This window comes from Massilia putida, assembly GCF_001941825.1.
Taxonomy (GTDB): Bacteria; Pseudomonadota; Gammaproteobacteria; order Burkholderiales; family Burkholderiaceae_D; genus Telluria; species Telluria putida.
This window is the reverse complement of record NZ_CP019038.1, coordinates 3,660,075-3,673,516: the sequence shown is the minus strand read 5'-3', so window position 1 is coordinate 3,673,516 and position 13,442 is coordinate 3,660,075. Positions and strand designations below refer to the sequence as shown.

Genomic DNA, 13,442 nt, shown 5'->3' with positions numbered 1-13,442 from the left:
ATGCGTCTGACCCTGAAGGTTTTGTTAGGCGCTCTGGTGCGCTGCGCGCAACAGCCCGTCGAGGACATTGCGCGTGATGCGCTCCAGCCGGCGATCGCGACCGGCGTCAAGGACTTGCGCCCAGTCGGTGGTCCCCGTCGAGAACACGCTGCCATTGCGGCTGAACAGGCCCATGGCGGCCGCGTGGATGCCTTCGCCGGCGGCGTGGCGTGCGCGTGCCGGCAGTTCCTGCCAGCCGGGGCCCAGTCGCGCGGCCGCCAGTAACGTGTAGCCGGCCGGCGTGCCATCCTCGTTCGCCCAGGCCGACAGCGTGGCGCCGTGGCCGGTGTCGAACACGTCGAGCGGGACGCCGTCGCATTCATAGCCGGCGAGCGGCGGCCAGCTGTGCGCACACAACGTGTCGCCGCGTGCCAGGCCGGTGCCCGCGAAGACCCAGTGGTCCGGCTGCTGGACGCGGTAACCGTCGGTGGCGCGGGGTCCGTCCCACCAGCCGCCGCCATGCCGGTAACTCGCGCCGCTCAGGCTGTCTTCGGGACGCGCCGCGCCGTGCGGGGGCCACCAGTGGTCCAGGGCCCCGTGCGGTCCGCCCTGGTGGCAGACGATGGCCGTCCCGTCGTCGACGAGGTGGATGCGCCACCAGCACACGTTGGCGCTGAAGAACGCAACATTGCCGCCGCCGGAGACGAAGTCCTCGACGGCATCACGGGTCGCGGTGCTCCAGTATTCGTCGTGACCGGCGGATACGAGCAGGCGGTAGCCCGCGAGCAGTGCCGGGTCGGCATGGATGTCGAGATCGGTGCAGAAGTCGGCGCGGTAGCCGTTGCGGTCCATCCAGCGGATGAAGCGCGCGTCCCAGTGGGCGAAGGTCTGGCGCGGCGACGCCGCATCGTAATGATCGGCGGCGCACCACACGGGGCCGCCGATGCCGCCGCCGGGACGGCGCAGCGACACGCGCGCGCCCGGCGGATCGTTCGAGCGCGGCGGGTGGGCATAAAAGCAGCCGCCGCCGCTGACGTTATACGCGTGGTACGTGGCGACCGGCAGTTTATAGAGCAGGCCGCGCCCGCCCGCCCGCGCGCGCACGACGAACAGGGCGGTCCCGTGGTCGCGGGCGAGATCGAACGGCGCCTTGCGTCCTTCCTCTTCGAAGTCGGCGATGTAGACGGCCGAGGGCCAGTCCGGTGGAATCGGAAAGCGATAGGCCGGCCAGTTCCAGTCGACGTCCGGCGCGGCATCGGCCGCCCATGCACCGGGCAGCCACTCGCTGCGCAGGACCCATACCGGTCCGTCGCCCCAGCGGTAGAAGATGACGCGGAAACGGCTGCTGTCGGTGGAGACATGCAGGATCAGCGTGGCGCCGGGCAGCACGCTGGGCCGTGCCGGATACGCGCGGATCATGTGGGCAGCTCCGGCTCGACCCGTTTCGTCACCAGGAAGGGCGGTATCGCAAGGGCGTGCAGGGGCATGTGGCGGAACGATGCGAGCGCTTCGTCCGGCGTTTCGACGATCGGTTCGTCCTTGCCGTTGAACGATGTGTTGAGCAGGACCGGCACGTCGGTGCGCGCCTCGAAACCTTCCAGCAGATGCCGCAGCAGCGGGTCGTCGTCGGGGCCGACGGTCTGCAGGCGCGCGCTGCCGTCCACGTGCGTGATGGCGGGTACGCGCGGCATCATGTCCGGGCGGACCGGCGTTGCGAACTGCATGAACGGCGATGGGCCGGGCAAGTCGAAATACGCCGCCGCGCGTTCGGCGAGTACGACCGGCGCCAGCGGGCGAAACCACTCGCGCTGCTTGACGCGCGCATTGATCCAGTCGCGTAGTTCGGCGTGGCGCGGGTCGGCGAGGATGCTGCGGTGCCCCAGGGCGCGCGGCCCGAATTCGCTGCTGCCCTGGTACAGCGCGATGACGCGCCGCTTGCACAGCAGGTCGAGCATGCGGTCGCACATGGCCTCGAGGTCGGGCAGGTGCGTGATGTGCAGGTCGTCGCGGTCGGCCAATGCGGCTTCGATGTCGTCGCGCCGCGGGGCCGGGCCCAGGTAGTCGTGGGTCCAGCGGTAGGCGCAGCTGGCGCCGGCCAGCTCGGTCAGGCCGTACAGCGCGCAGCCCAGCGCGGTGCCGGCATCGCCCGGCGCCGGAGGAATGAAGACTTGCTTGAACGGCGTTTCCCGCAGCAGGCGTTCGTTGGCCGAACAGTTCAGTGCCGTGCCGCCGGCGAAGCACAGATTGTCCAGCCCCGTTTCCGCATGCAGCCAGCGGGCCACGGCGAGGATGGCGTCCTCGAAGGCGCGCTGGCCGGCCGCCGCCAGGTTCGCGCAGTCGGCAAACGCGACGCCCGGCTGGCCGTAGCGGAACCGTTCATGGTCGCGCAGGATGTCGCGCCAGGCCGCCGGCAATGTCACCTGGCCCCCTTCGACGTCCAGCGGCGGCAGGCCCAGCGCATGCGCGAGGCCGTGCGGGGCGAGTCCCATCACCTTGCCTTCGTTGCCTTCGCCGGGAAAGATGGCCTGCGTGAGCAGAAAATAGAACATGCCGAGGCCGACGAGGCGCATGTCGTCCCGGTTCCACAGCTGCTTGCCGATGCAGTGCACGCGTTCACGGTCGGCACGGTAGAACGAGGCCACTTCGCGCCAGTCGCCCGGCACGTAGGCGGCGCCGCTCCAGTGGTCGGTCAGTTCCGCGACCGGGCTGCCCTGGCCGTCGATGACCATGACGGCGGCGTTGCGGAAAGGCGAGGGGTGGAAGACGCTGTACAGGTGGGCCAGGTGGTGCGAGATGCGCGCGCGCCGGCAGCCCGGGGCCAGGCGCAGGGTGGCCTCGAGTTCCTCGTCGTACCGTGCCGGGTTGCGCCCTTCGTCGTCGGACGAGAAGCATTCGACCACGACGTCGAGCGGGCGCTCCGGCCACGGCAGGCGCGGCCCGTAATGGTCGCGGACGTCGCCCGGTCTGCCCCAGTGGTGCTTGTGGCGCGTCAGCCGTTCTTTCTGGATTGCCCACAGCAGGCGCGAACCCTGCATCAGGCAGGCACTGGCGTCCTGGGTCCGGTTAATGCCGAGCACGACGGGAACATCGGTCATCGTTTCCTCCTCGTTGGATTGCGATGCAACGGTCCAGCTAAGTCTTGGAGCACGATGACCTGGATTAGTTCATCCATTCGCGTTGGGCGGCGTCCTGAACGGTGTGGCGAAAGGCGGTATCATCGTCGCCAGTCCCATCGATGACCGGATACCCCATGCTCCAGACGCCCGCCTCGTTCACACCCCTGATGGCTCCACGGCAGGATGCCGCACCGCTGTCCTTCGTCTTCCACGGCGGGCGGCTGCTCGTGCGCGAGGCCGACCTCGGCCTGCCCGACGAGACCGCCGTGCGCAGCCTCGCGCTCGATCCGCCGCGCCTGCAGCCGGTCGGTCTGTTGGGGGAGCGTTATTGCCAGACGGCCTGGGTGGACGACGAGGCGCTGGCGCCGGCGGGGTACGCCTGGCGCGGGCTGCGTTCGCTGTTCGGCGAGTTTGACGAAGCGCACCTTGGCGTGGCCGTGCGCGCGGCCCAGATCGCGGAATGGGCGCGCACGCACCGTTTCTGCGGCGCCTGCGGCAGCGGCACCGTGCTGGCGGCGGGAGAACGCTGCTTCAAATGCGTGAATTGCGGCCACATGGCGTATCCACGCATCTCACCGGCGATGATGGTCCTGATCCGCAATGGAGACAAGGTCTTGCTGGCGCTGCACGCGCAGTCGCCGACCAAGCGCTTCGTGCCGCTGGCCGGCTTTCTGGAAGCCGGCGAAACGATCGAGGAAGCCGTGCACCGCGAAGTGTTCGAAGAGGTCGGCCTGCGCGTGCACAACCTGCGCTATTTCGGCAGCCAGTCGTGGCCTTTCCCGCACTCGCTGATGATCGCGTTCACGGCCGATTACCTGGACGGCGACATCCGTATCGACCCGAACGAGATCAGCGAGGCACGCTGGTTCGGTCCGGATGACGCGTGGCCGGAGCGCGTGCCGCACGTGTCGATTTCGAGCATGCTCGTCGACAGCCACCGTCCGGCCGGACGCTGAGGCGGCGGCAATCAGGGCAGCGGCGTCGCCGCGGCCGCGATCTTGCCTTCCACGCGCAGCGACAGCGGCAGTTCTTCCGGCCGGCTGCCCGTGCTGCGCATGCGCACGACGCGCTGCATCAGGTCGAACCAGAACGGGGCGCCGAACAGCGCCGTCGACGCCGTGACGAGCCAGCCGGCGAACTGCAGCGCGAAATCGGCGCCGGCCGCGGGCGGGAAATGGGTCCAGCCGATCGGCAGCGCCATCATGGCGTCGAACACGGCCGGGTCGAGCGCGCCGGGCGCGTCATGCAGGTGCGCCGTCAGGGAAGGTTGCTGCCACAGCGTGCGGAACAGGTGGATGCTGTCGATGTTGAACAGGATCGCCAGCAGCAGCGCCAGCAGCAGCGAGATCAGCAGCTGCCGCCGTTTATAGGTGCCGGACATGCGCGCCATCGCACTGTCGAACCAGCCGGCCAGCATGTCCTGGAATTGCTGCAGGTCGCGCGCGCGGCCGTACAGCCCCCGCATCACTTGCCTGACCTGCGGATCGGGGATCGTCTCGATGGCGTTCGCGAGCTGGGCGAAGTCGCCCGGCACTTTCCACAGGCTGTCCACCAGGGCAATCGCAAAATGCGCCGGTTCGATGTACGATGGCCGGGAGCGCATGTCCCGCTCGTGCGGCGTGACGCCGTCCGAGTGCGGGTTGACCAGCGGATGCAGGTAGACGGCACGCGCTAAGCCGTCGAAGCGCGGGTCGTTGAGCATGCTCTTGATGCCCGCCAGCAGCGTATTGGCACGCAGGCGGAACGCCGCGGCCAGCGCTTCCTGCAAGGTGCTGACGATCAGCGCGACCGTGCCATAACAAAATGTCAGGCCGATCGCAACTTCCAGGACGGTGCTTCCGAGCATGGCTGTTCTCCCGCGCAGTGACAAGGACCTCGACTACGCTAGCGCATGCGCCACGCGCCGGCCTTCATTTTGCGCAAGGAAACTGTCGCCATCTGTGGATCTGCCCCATTTTCTATATACTCTCGGCAATCGAAAATTTTAGGATGCACCATGTCTGACAAAGAAGTCTTCACCGAGCACGACTGGCGTCGCCTGCTGTCCAGCCTTGGCGAAGATCCCGACCGCTCCGGCCTGCACGAGACGCCCGCACGCGTCGCCAAGGCCTGGAAACACTGGACTTCCGGCTACGACCAGGATCCCGTCGAGATCCTCAAGGCCTTCGAGGACGGCGCCGAGGAATACAATGAATTGATCGTGGTGCGCGGCATCCCGGTCTACAGCCATTGCGAACACCACCTGGCGCCGTTCTTCGGCAAGGCGACCGTCGGCTATCTGCCGAACGGGAAGATCGTCGGGCTGTCGAAGCTGACCCGTCTCGTCGACGTGTTCTCCAAGCGCCTGCAGGTGCAGGAACGCCTGACGGTCCAGATCGCCAATACGCTGATGCAAGTGCTGGAACCGAAAGCCGTGGGCGTGGTCATCAAGTGCCGCCACATGTGCATGGAAAGCCGCGGCATCCGCACGCCGGGCGAGGAAACCATCACGTCGACCCTGCTCGGCGAACTGCAGCCGAACCTGGCGCTGCGCACCGAGTTCCTGTCGCTGGCCCGCGACTGACCGCTGAGTCCCGGGGCGCGGCCCGCCGCCCCGGCTTCCCTTCCGGACCGCCGCCGATACAAATAAAGTCGCCAAGATTCCGAACACGCTGCTAGACTCGTATTTACGGGGCGCTCATGTTCGATCCCGGTGCGACATGCCTTGCGCCCGTCGATGATCGGGAACCTGTTCCGGATCATATGTCTCCAAGTGCTATTTGAGGCGATCGACATGGCCAGGCAAACCTTTCCAAGCGATGTACCGCGTGAACAGTTCGAGACCGTACGTGAAATGCTGGAAGCGGCGCGGCGCAAGACCCGGCCTCGCAAGCACGATCTGTACGATGTCTTCTGTGCCGTCCTGTACTTCCTCCACACCGGCAGCGCCTGGCGCAGCATGCCGCCCGAGTTTCCGCCCTGGCGTACCGTGCACGAATATTTCACGCAATGGACCATGCTGCGCGACGGCGACCGTACCCTGCTCGAGCAGGCGCTCGACAAGCTCGGGCGCACGGCCGAAATCGCGCGGCTGCGCCAGCTGACCGGGCAGCGCTGATCCGGCCGCGATCAGCGCGCGGTCGCCACCGACCCTTCCGCGGGCTCGAACACGAATTTCTTTTTCGTGTCCATGTGGAAGACGCCGACCGGCTGGGCCTGGACATTGTCCGATGGCTGGGGCAACTGCTTGCAATCCCGGGTGTCCACCTGCCACATCTCGTCGCCCGCGCGCAGCAGGAACGATTCCTCGCCCGTCGAGAACAGCTCGACGTTCAGGTCGGCCAGCGGCGTCTTGCCGAGGTCGAACTGGCGCTGGCAGTCGGGCAGGCGCGACGCGACGACCCGCAATGCCACTTGTTTGCTCCAGAAATAATCCTGCGTGACGACCACGGTCAGGGCGTGGTCGTTGCTGTCGATGGTATAGCTGGCCGATTCGTTGACACAGCCGGCCAGCAGCAAGAGCGGCGTCAACAGGAGCAAGGTGGAGCGCATGGTCGTTTCCGGGTTGGCGATGCTTTGGTGCATCACTGCGCGAGTATAGAGCGCTTCAAACGCCGACCGCAACGGCGGCCTGTCGCCCGTGACTCTAAGTAACTGATTTCTTTGAGGAATTACATTCTGTCGCGCTCCGTGATTTTCCGATTTCGGAGATGATGAATAAGATATTCATCTCATTTCGGAAGCGAGCAAAGCAATGCCAGACGACGACCAGAGTCTATCGGCGCAGCGCCCGACCGGCGTGATGCCGTCCTATGCGCCGCCGCAACCGCTCACCTTGCGGATCAACGGCGCCGAGCACAACCTGACGATCGAGCCGCGCGTGACGCTGCTGGACGCACTGCGCGAAGTGCTGGGCCTCACCGGCACCAAGAAGGGCTGCGATCGCGGCCAGTGCGGCGCCTGCACGGTCCTCGTGGACGGCCAACGTATCAATTCCTGCCTGACCTTGGCGATGATGCACGACGGTCGCGAGATCACCACGGTGGAAGGCCTGGGTCGGGAAGGACAGCCGCATCCGATGCAGCAGGCCTTCATGGATTGCGATGGCTTCCAGTGCGGCTATTGCACGCCGGGACAGGTGTGTTCGGCGGTGGCGCTGCTGGACGAAGTGAAGGCAAGGCAAGCCAGCATGCTGACGGAAGGCGACCAGCTGGCGCCGGGCGCGTTGTCCGAAGACGAAATCCGCGAGCGCATGAGCGGCAACCTGTGCCGCTGTGGCGCCTATCCCAACATCGTCAAGGCCATCCACAGCGTGGTCTTGCGCCAGGCGTAGGAGGACGTGCATGCATTCGATCTTCTATGACCGGGCCAGGGACGTGAATCATGCGCTCGAGCTGGCGCGCCAGCCGGGCGCGAAGTTCATCGGCGGCGGCACCAATCTGCTCGACCTGTACAAGAGCGGCATCGAAAAGCCGGTGCGCCTCGTGGACGTGAGCCGGCTGGCGCTGGCCGACATCGAGGAACTGCCGGGCGGCGGCCTGCGCATCGGCGCCATGGCCAGCAACACGGCGGCGGCGAATCACCCGCTCGTGCGCCGGCGCTACCGCCTGCTGTCGGAGGCGCTGCTGAACGGCGCGTCGACCCAGCTCCGTAACATGGCGACCGTCGGCGGCAACCTGCTGCAGCGCACGCGCTGCTATTACTTCACCGACCCCACTTTCCCGCACTGTAACAAGCGCGATCCCGGTTCGGGCTGCGACGCCGTCGACGGCCACAACCGCATCCACGCGATCCTGGGCGCCAGCCCGCACTGTATCGCGACGAATCCGTCCGACATGAGCGTGGCCCTCGTCGCGCTCGACGCGGTCGTCCACCTGCAGGGGCCGGACGGCGCGCGGCAGGTCCCGGTCGCCGATTTCCACCGCCTGCCGGAAGACCGCCCGCAGGACGACACGGTGATCCGTCCTGGCGAGCTGATCACGGCGGTGGAACTGCCGCCGTCGCCGTTTGCGCAGCACGCGCACTACCTCAAGGTGCGCGACCGCGCCAGCTATGCGTTCGCACTCGTGTCGGTGGCGGCCGCCGTCGACCTGGATGGCGACACCATCCGCGACCTGCGTATCGTGCTGGGCGGCGTGGCCCATAAGCCCTGGCGCGCGCTCGGCGCGGAACAGAGATTACGCGGCCACGCGCTGGATGCGCTCACCGACGACGTGCTCGGCAAGGCGGGGGCGGATGCCGTCGCCGGCGCGCAGCCGCATGCGCACAATGCGTTCAAGGTCGAACTGGCGCAGCGTGCCGTCGCGCGGGCGCTGCGCATCGCCACCGGCGGCCACGCCACCGGCGTGGCAGGGAGCATGCCATGAGCATCACGGGCGCACCCATCAATCGCGTCGACGCCTGGGCGAAAGTCAGCGGCGCGGCACGCTATTCGGCCGAGCATCCGGTCGACGACGTGGCCCATGCGGTCCTCGTGACGAGCACGATCCCCAGCGGACGCGTGCTCTCCATCGACGACAGCGCGGCCCGCGAGGTGCCCGGCGTGCTGCTCGTGATGACCCACGAGAACGCCCTGCGTCTGCCCGAAAAGACGAAGGACGGCAAGATCCAGCCGCCCATCGGCCGCCGGCTGACCCTGCTGCAGGAAGACGACGTCCACTACAACAACCAGCCGATCGCCGTCGTCGTGGCCGACACCTTCGAGCGCGCGCGCGAGGCGGGCGCCCGGCTGCGCATCGAGTACGAACGCAAGCCGGCCGTGCTCGACTTCGAGCAGGCGAAGCAATCGCTGCATCCGCCCGACAAGGTGTTGACGGAAGAAACCGACACGAAGCGCGGCGACCTGCAGGCGGGGCTGCTGTCCGGCAGCGCGCGGATCGACGTCACCTACACGACGCCGATCGAACACCACAATCCGCTCGAGACGCACGCGACGATCGCCGCATGGGACGGCGACCGCCTCACGCTGTACGACTCGACGCAATACATGAAAGGCGTGCAGCGCATCGTCGCCGGCATCTTCGACATCCCGCCGGACAATGTCACGTCGATCTGCCCGTATGTCGGCGGCGGCTTCGGCGCGAAAGGTTCGGCGTGGTCGCACGTCGTGCTGGCGGCGATGGCCGCGAAGCAGGTGGGGCGGCCCGTCAAACTGTCGCTGGACCGCAACCAGATGTTCGGCCCGGTCGGCTGCCGTCCCAACACCGAGCAGCGCATGCGCATGGCGGCGCTGCCGGACGGACGCATGACGGCATCCAGCCACGACACCATCGCCTACACGTCGATGATCGAGGATTGGGTCGAGCCGTGCGGCCTCGTCACGCGCATGATGTACGCCAGCCCGAACCAGGAAACGTCGCACCGCCTCGCGCGCATGCACCTGGGCACGCCCACGTTCATGCGCGCGCCCGGGGAAGCGACCGGTTCGTACGCGCAGGACTGCGCCATCGACGAACTGGCCTACGAGCTCCACATGGACCCGCTCGAGCTGCGCCTGAAAAATTACACGGAGCGCGATCCCGGCAAGGACTTGCCGTTTTCCAGTAAATCGCTGCGCCAGTGCTACGACATCGGTGCCGAACGGTTCGGCTGGCGCGACCGCAATCCGCAACCGCGCTCGATGCGCCAGGGGAACAAGCTGGTCGGCTGGGGCATGGCGACGGCAAGCTATCCGACGAACCGCTCGCCGGCGTCATGTTCCGCGACCTTGATGCCGGACGGCACCGCGTTGTTCCGCTCCGGCACCCAGGACCTCGGCACCGGCACCTACACCGTGATGAGCCAGGTGGCGGCGGACGCCCTCGGCGTGCCGGTCGACCGCGTGCGTTTCGAGCTGGGCAATTCGCAGATGCCGGAAGCGCCGGTCTCGGGTGGCTCGACGACGGTAGCCAGCGTGGCGCCGGCCGTGCAGGCGGCAGGGAAGGCGCTGCGCCTGAAACTGCTCGGCATCGCCGCCGCGGACGAACGTTCTCCCCTGTTCGGCGCGACGGCCGACCAGGTCGGCGTGGATGCGACGTCGGACGGCGGCGAACTGTATTTGTTGGCCGACCCGGCGCGGCGCGAAGCGATGCAGGCCATCGCCGCGCGTCACGGTGGTCCGGTGGAAGCAACGGCAAAGGCCGAGCCCGGCGACGAGAAGCAGACCTATTCGATGCACGCGTTCGGCGCCGTGTTCGTCGAGGTGACGGTGGATGAAGACCTGGGCGAGATCCGCGTGCCGCGCGTGGTGGGCGTCTACGGCGTCGGCAAGCTGATGAACGAAAAGACGGGCTACAGCCAGCTGATGGGCGGCATCGTCTGGGGCATCAGCCTGGCGCTGTTCGAAGAGACGATGATCGACAAGCGGATCGGCCGCGCGGTGAACGGCAACCTCGCCGAATACCACGTGCCGACGAATGCCGACATCCGGGAGATCGACGTGCAGATCGTCGACGAGGACGACCCGCACGTGAACCCGCTGGGCGCCAAGGGGATCGGCGAGATCGGCATCACGGGCGTCGGTGCCGCCATCGCGAATGCCGTGTTCCACGCGACGGGCAGACGGGTGCGCGATCTGCCGATCACGCTCGACAAGCTGCTGTAGGGTGGGCGGCCACACCGGCCGCGGTCGTCCATCCGCACCGTTACCGCCGTCCGCGCGGCGATGCGCGACGGTTGCGCGCCGACGCTATGGCAAGTGGGCCGATTTATTTGCCGTGCGTCGCCTGCGCCACCTGCCCGGCCTTGTCGCCATTGGCCGCGGCGTGTTCGCCGCCATGCTCGCCGTGGGCCGTGCGGGTGTTTTCCCAACCCCCACCCAGCGCCAGGAATAACTGCACCTGGTCCGCCGCCAGCTGCGCGTCGGACGCGGCCAGGATGCTCTCGGCGATGGCCAGCGTGCGGTCCGCGTCGAGCTGGGACAGGAAGTCCGTGCGGCCGAACTGGTACAGCTTGGCCGACTGGCGCGATGCCAGCGCGCTCTGGTCGCGGGCGGCGCGCAGGGCGGCGTTACGGTCGAGTTCGCGGGCGTACACGGTCAGCGCGCTTTCCGTTTCGCGCAGCGCGTTCAGCACGACGCCATCGAAGCGGGCCAGCGCGCCGGCCGTGCCGGCCTTGGCCTGGGCGATGTGGGAACGGGCCGAGCTGGTGGCCGGCAGGTTCCACGAGATCAGCGGGCCCAGGCTGAACTTCCACGTGTTCGCATCGTTGAACTGGCTCATCATGCCGACCGCGCCGACCGACGCGCCCAGCGTGATGTTCGGGTACAGCTCGGCCGTCGCCACGCCGATGCGCGCGGTCGCGCCGGCCAGCTGGCGTTCGGCCTGGCGCACGTCCGGACGGCGGCGCAGCAGGGCGGCGCCATCGCCGACCGGGATCTTTGAGGCGACGCGCGGCGGCGTGGCGCATTGCGCGACCTCGGCCGGGAACTGGCTCGGCACTTCGCCGGTCAAAACGGCAAGGCGGTAGAGCGCCGTGCGGCGGCGGGCTTCCAGCGGCGGCAAGTTCGCGCGCAGCTGGTCGAGCTGGGCTTGCGCACGGGTATTGTCGATGGCGATGCCGCGGCCGCGCTGGACGCGTTCGGCCGTGAGCTTGGCAAACTTTGCCTGCAGGTCCACCGATTGCTGCGCCACCTTCAGCTGATAGCCGGCCGAGCACGCTTCCGCATAGGCGCGGGTCGTGTCGGCCGCAACGATCACGTGGGTGAGGTCGCTGGCGGCTTGCGCGGCTTCGACGTCCGCCTCCGACGCTTCGACGGCGCGGCGGATGCGGCCCCACAGGTCGAGCGTGTAGTGGATCTTGACGTCGCCGTCGTACAAGCCGTCGGTAGGCAATTGTTCGGGGATACCCAGCTGCGCGCCGGCGATGCGGCCGTACAGCGGGGCGACGCTCGCCTCGATTTCGGGCCGTTTCTTTTCCTCGACCTCTTCCAGCACGCCGTGCGCGCGCTGCAGGTTGGCGGCGGCCACGCGCAAGTCGGTGTTGTTGGCGAAGGCCTTGGCGATCAGCTTGTCGAGCAGCGGGTCCTGGTACAGATGCCACCAGTCGGCCGGCAGCGGGTCGGATTTGAAAGGCTGTTCGGCCGCGCCCATGAACGGGGCATTGGCCGCGTCGCGCTTGATCACGGCCTCTTTCGGCACGTGGTAGTCGGGGCCGACCGTGGTGCAGGCGGCCAGTGCCGCCGCCAGCAGCGTCAGCGCGAATGCTTTCTTGGCGGTTGAGCGGTAAAGGTTCATGGTCATTGCTTCAATGCGTGGTGGCCGCGGCCGTATTCGACGCCACGGCGCCGGCCGGTGCTGCCTGCGCGGCGGCCGGCAGCACCTTCACGGTGGCCGTCTGCCCGGCGACGAGCCGTACGTTGGCCGGCACCGGATCGAGGGCGATGCGTACCGGGACGCGCTGCGCCAGGCGGACCCAGTTGAACGTCGGATTCACGTTCGGCAGCATGTTGGCGCCCGTGCTGCGGTCGCGGTCGGCAATGCCTTCGGCGATGCTTTCGACGTGGCCGTGGATCGGCTGGCGCGTGCCCATCAACGTGACGTCGACCCGGTCGCCGAGCTGGATGCCGGGCAGCTTCGTTTCCTCGAAATAGCCTTCGACGTAGAACGAGCCGCTGTCGACGACGGCCATCACCGGATGCGCCGCGGTGGCGTAGGCGCCTTCGCGCAGGTCGAGGTTCGTCACGATGCCGGTCACGCTCGACACCACGTGCGTGCGCTCGAGGTTCAACTTGGCCGTGTCGCGGTTGACGATGGCTTGCGCCAGCGCGGCGCGGGCCTGGTCGGTGCGGGTCTGGCCCTGTTCCCGGATTTCCTGCGACACGAGGTCGTCGAGCTGGGTGTTGCGCTTGTTTTCGCGCTGCGCCTGGGCCAGCGCGGCTTCGGCCGCCGTCACCTGGGCGTCGGCCTGGCGCAGGGCCAGTTCGAAGCGGGCACGGTCGATCTCGAACAGCGGCTCGCCCGCCTTCACCTGCTGGTTGTCGTGGACGTAGACCTTGGTCACCTGGCCCGTCACGTCGGGCGCGACCTGCACGACATAGGCTTTCACGCGGCCGTCGCGCGTCCAGGGTTCGACCTCGTAGTGGCGCCACAGCTGCCAGCCCGCATAGACCGCGCCCGCGGTCACCACCGCCGTGAGACTTACCCGGCCGATGGCCGACAAAATAGTTTTCATAGCCATGTCAGGACCAGTTGCGTGTGTAATACGTCAGTGCGCCGAGCACGATGACGAACAGGGAAAAATCGAACAGGGCCGGGTGCCAGACGAGGCGGTAGAAGCCCGTCTTCGCCAGGACCAGATTGCACAGCCGCGATACCGCCAACGCCGCCAGCGTGAGCAGCAGGAGCGGAGGAACGTAGAGGCCGTAGATGCTGACTTCGCCGGTCATCGGAT

The 13,442-nt window shown here is 67.7% G+C and carries 12 protein-coding genes and 1 pseudogene; 6 read left to right on the top strand and 7 right to left on the bottom strand.

Annotated features, from left to right (window positions below; all coding sequences use genetic code 11):
• Window positions 1-24: 24 nt before the first annotated feature.
• Together BVG12_RS18560 and BVG12_RS18555 are read right to left on the bottom strand one after the other, a co-directional pair.
• The gene (locus BVG12_RS18560) at window positions 25-1,398 is read right to left on the bottom strand and encodes a N,N-dimethylformamidase beta subunit family domain-containing protein (RefSeq protein WP_075793686.1); all 1,374 of its coding nucleotides are present in this window, start codon (window positions 1,396-1,398) and stop codon (window positions 25-27) included.
• Window positions 1,395-3,074: a carbamoyltransferase family protein gene (locus BVG12_RS18555; RefSeq protein WP_075793685.1), complete on the bottom strand. Its 1,680-nt coding sequence runs from the start codon at window positions 3,072-3,074 to the stop codon at window positions 1,395-1,397. The genes BVG12_RS18560 and BVG12_RS18555 overlap by 4 nt, the downstream gene beginning before the upstream one ends.
• Window positions 3,075-3,229: 155 nt before the next feature.
• Between BVG12_RS18555 and nudC the strand changes: the two genes are divergently transcribed.
• The gene (nudC, locus tag BVG12_RS18550) at window positions 3,230-4,051 is read left to right on the top strand and encodes an NAD(+) diphosphatase (protein ID WP_083685203.1); all 822 of its coding nucleotides are present in this window, start codon (window positions 3,230-3,232) and stop codon (window positions 4,049-4,051) included.
• A gap of 11 nt (window positions 4,052-4,062) precedes the next feature.
• Here nudC and BVG12_RS18545 read toward each other — a convergent pair whose 3' ends face one another.
• On the bottom strand, window positions 4,063-4,941 hold the full coding sequence (locus tag BVG12_RS18545) for a hypothetical protein (protein WP_075793684.1): 879 nt from the start codon (window positions 4,939-4,941) through the stop codon (window positions 4,063-4,065).
• A 150-nt stretch (window positions 4,942-5,091) separates the two neighbouring features.
• On the opposite strand from BVG12_RS18545, the gene folE reads away from it, so the two are divergent.
• Both folE and BVG12_RS18535 read left to right on the top strand, forming a co-directional pair.
• Window positions 5,092-5,658, top strand: a complete 567-nt coding sequence (gene folE, locus BVG12_RS18540) for a GTP cyclohydrolase I FolE (protein ID WP_075793683.1) — start codon at window positions 5,092-5,094, stop codon at window positions 5,656-5,658.
• Between the two features lie 210 nt (window positions 5,659-5,868).
• Window positions 5,869-6,144 (top strand): annotated as a pseudogene (locus BVG12_RS18535) (transposase); the annotation flags it as partial.
• A 59-nt stretch (window positions 6,145-6,203) separates the two neighbouring features.
• Here the strand turns inward: BVG12_RS18535 and BVG12_RS18530 are convergent.
• Entirely contained in the window at window positions 6,204-6,626 is a 423-nt protein-coding gene (locus tag BVG12_RS18530) for a hypothetical protein (RefSeq protein ID WP_075796443.1), read from the bottom strand.
• Between the two features lie 202 nt (window positions 6,627-6,828).
• On the opposite strand from BVG12_RS18530, the gene BVG12_RS18525 reads away from it, so the two are divergent.
• Genes BVG12_RS18525 through BVG12_RS18515 form a run of 3 tightly spaced genes read left to right on the top strand, consistent with a single transcriptional unit; the run spans window position 6,829 to window position 10,656 of the window.
• Window positions 6,829-7,407 carry a (2Fe-2S)-binding protein gene (locus BVG12_RS18525; protein ID WP_075793682.1) on the top strand — a complete coding sequence of 193 codons (579 nt, stop codon included), beginning with the start codon at window positions 6,829-6,831 and terminating at the stop codon, window positions 7,405-7,407.
• A gap of 10 nt (window positions 7,408-7,417) precedes the next feature.
• A complete protein-coding gene (locus BVG12_RS18520; RefSeq protein WP_075793681.1) occupies window positions 7,418-8,440 on the top strand; it encodes an FAD binding domain-containing protein in 1,023 nt (340 codons plus the stop codon).
• Complete coding sequence (locus BVG12_RS18515) at window positions 8,437-10,656, top strand: xanthine dehydrogenase family protein molybdopterin-binding subunit (protein ID WP_075793680.1); 2,220 nt, start codon at window positions 8,437-8,439, stop codon at window positions 10,654-10,656. The genes BVG12_RS18520 and BVG12_RS18515 overlap by 4 nt, the downstream gene beginning before the upstream one ends.
• Window positions 10,657-10,759: 103 nt before the next feature.
• Here BVG12_RS18515 and BVG12_RS18510 read toward each other — a convergent pair whose 3' ends face one another.
• Genes BVG12_RS18510 through BVG12_RS18500 form a run of 3 tightly spaced genes read right to left on the bottom strand, consistent with a single transcriptional unit; the run spans window position 10,760 to window position 13,437 of the window.
• Window positions 10,760-12,286: an efflux transporter outer membrane subunit gene (locus BVG12_RS18510; protein ID WP_083685745.1), complete on the bottom strand. Its 1,527-nt coding sequence runs from the start codon at window positions 12,284-12,286 to the stop codon at window positions 10,760-10,762.
• A 10-nt stretch (window positions 12,287-12,296) separates the two neighbouring features.
• On the bottom strand, window positions 12,297-13,223 hold the full coding sequence (locus tag BVG12_RS18505; RefSeq protein ID WP_229503651.1) for an efflux RND transporter periplasmic adaptor subunit: 927 nt from the start codon (window positions 13,221-13,223) through the stop codon (window positions 12,297-12,299).
• Window positions 13,224-13,230: 7 nt separating this feature from the next.
• On the bottom strand, window positions 13,231-13,437 hold the full coding sequence (locus BVG12_RS18500; protein WP_075793677.1) for a DUF1656 domain-containing protein: 207 nt from the start codon (window positions 13,435-13,437) through the stop codon (window positions 13,231-13,233).
• Window positions 13,438-13,442: the final 5 nt, after the last annotated feature.

Excerpts from the sequence above, each read along its gene's own strand:
- BVG12_RS18560 (WP_075793686.1), bottom strand. The coding sequence starts at position 1,398 with ATGATCCGCGCGTATCCGGCACGGCCCAGCGTGCTGCCCGGCGCCACG.
- BVG12_RS18555 (WP_075793685.1), bottom strand. The coding sequence starts at position 3,074 with ATGACCGATGTTCCCGTCGTGCTCGGCATTAACCGGACCCAGGACGCC.
- nudC (WP_083685203.1), top strand. The coding sequence starts at position 3,230 with ATGCTCCAGACGCCCGCCTCGTTCACACCCCTGATGGCTCCACGGCAG.
- BVG12_RS18545 (WP_075793684.1), bottom strand. The coding sequence starts at position 4,941 with ATGCTCGGAAGCACCGTCCTGGAAGTTGCGATCGGCCTGACATTTTGT.
- folE (WP_075793683.1), top strand. The coding sequence starts at position 5,092 with ATGTCTGACAAAGAAGTCTTCACCGAGCACGACTGGCGTCGCCTGCTG.
- BVG12_RS18530 (WP_075796443.1), bottom strand. The coding sequence starts at position 6,626 with ATGCGCTCCACCTTGCTCCTGTTGACGCCGCTCTTGCTGCTGGCCGGC.
- BVG12_RS18525 (WP_075793682.1), top strand. The coding sequence starts at position 6,829 with ATGCCAGACGACGACCAGAGTCTATCGGCGCAGCGCCCGACCGGCGTG.
- BVG12_RS18520 (WP_075793681.1), top strand. The coding sequence starts at position 7,418 with ATGCATTCGATCTTCTATGACCGGGCCAGGGACGTGAATCATGCGCTC.
- BVG12_RS18515 (WP_075793680.1), top strand. The coding sequence starts at position 8,437 with ATGAGCATCACGGGCGCACCCATCAATCGCGTCGACGCCTGGGCGAAA.
- BVG12_RS18510 (WP_083685745.1), bottom strand. The coding sequence starts at position 12,286 with ATGAACCTTTACCGCTCAACCGCCAAGAAAGCATTCGCGCTGACGCTG.
- BVG12_RS18505 (WP_229503651.1), bottom strand. The coding sequence starts at position 13,223 with ATGAAAACTATTTTGTCGGCCATCGGCCGGGTAAGTCTCACGGCGGTG.
- BVG12_RS18500 (WP_075793677.1), bottom strand. The coding sequence starts at position 13,437 with ATGACCGGCGAAGTCAGCATCTACGGCCTCTACGTTCCTCCGCTCCTG.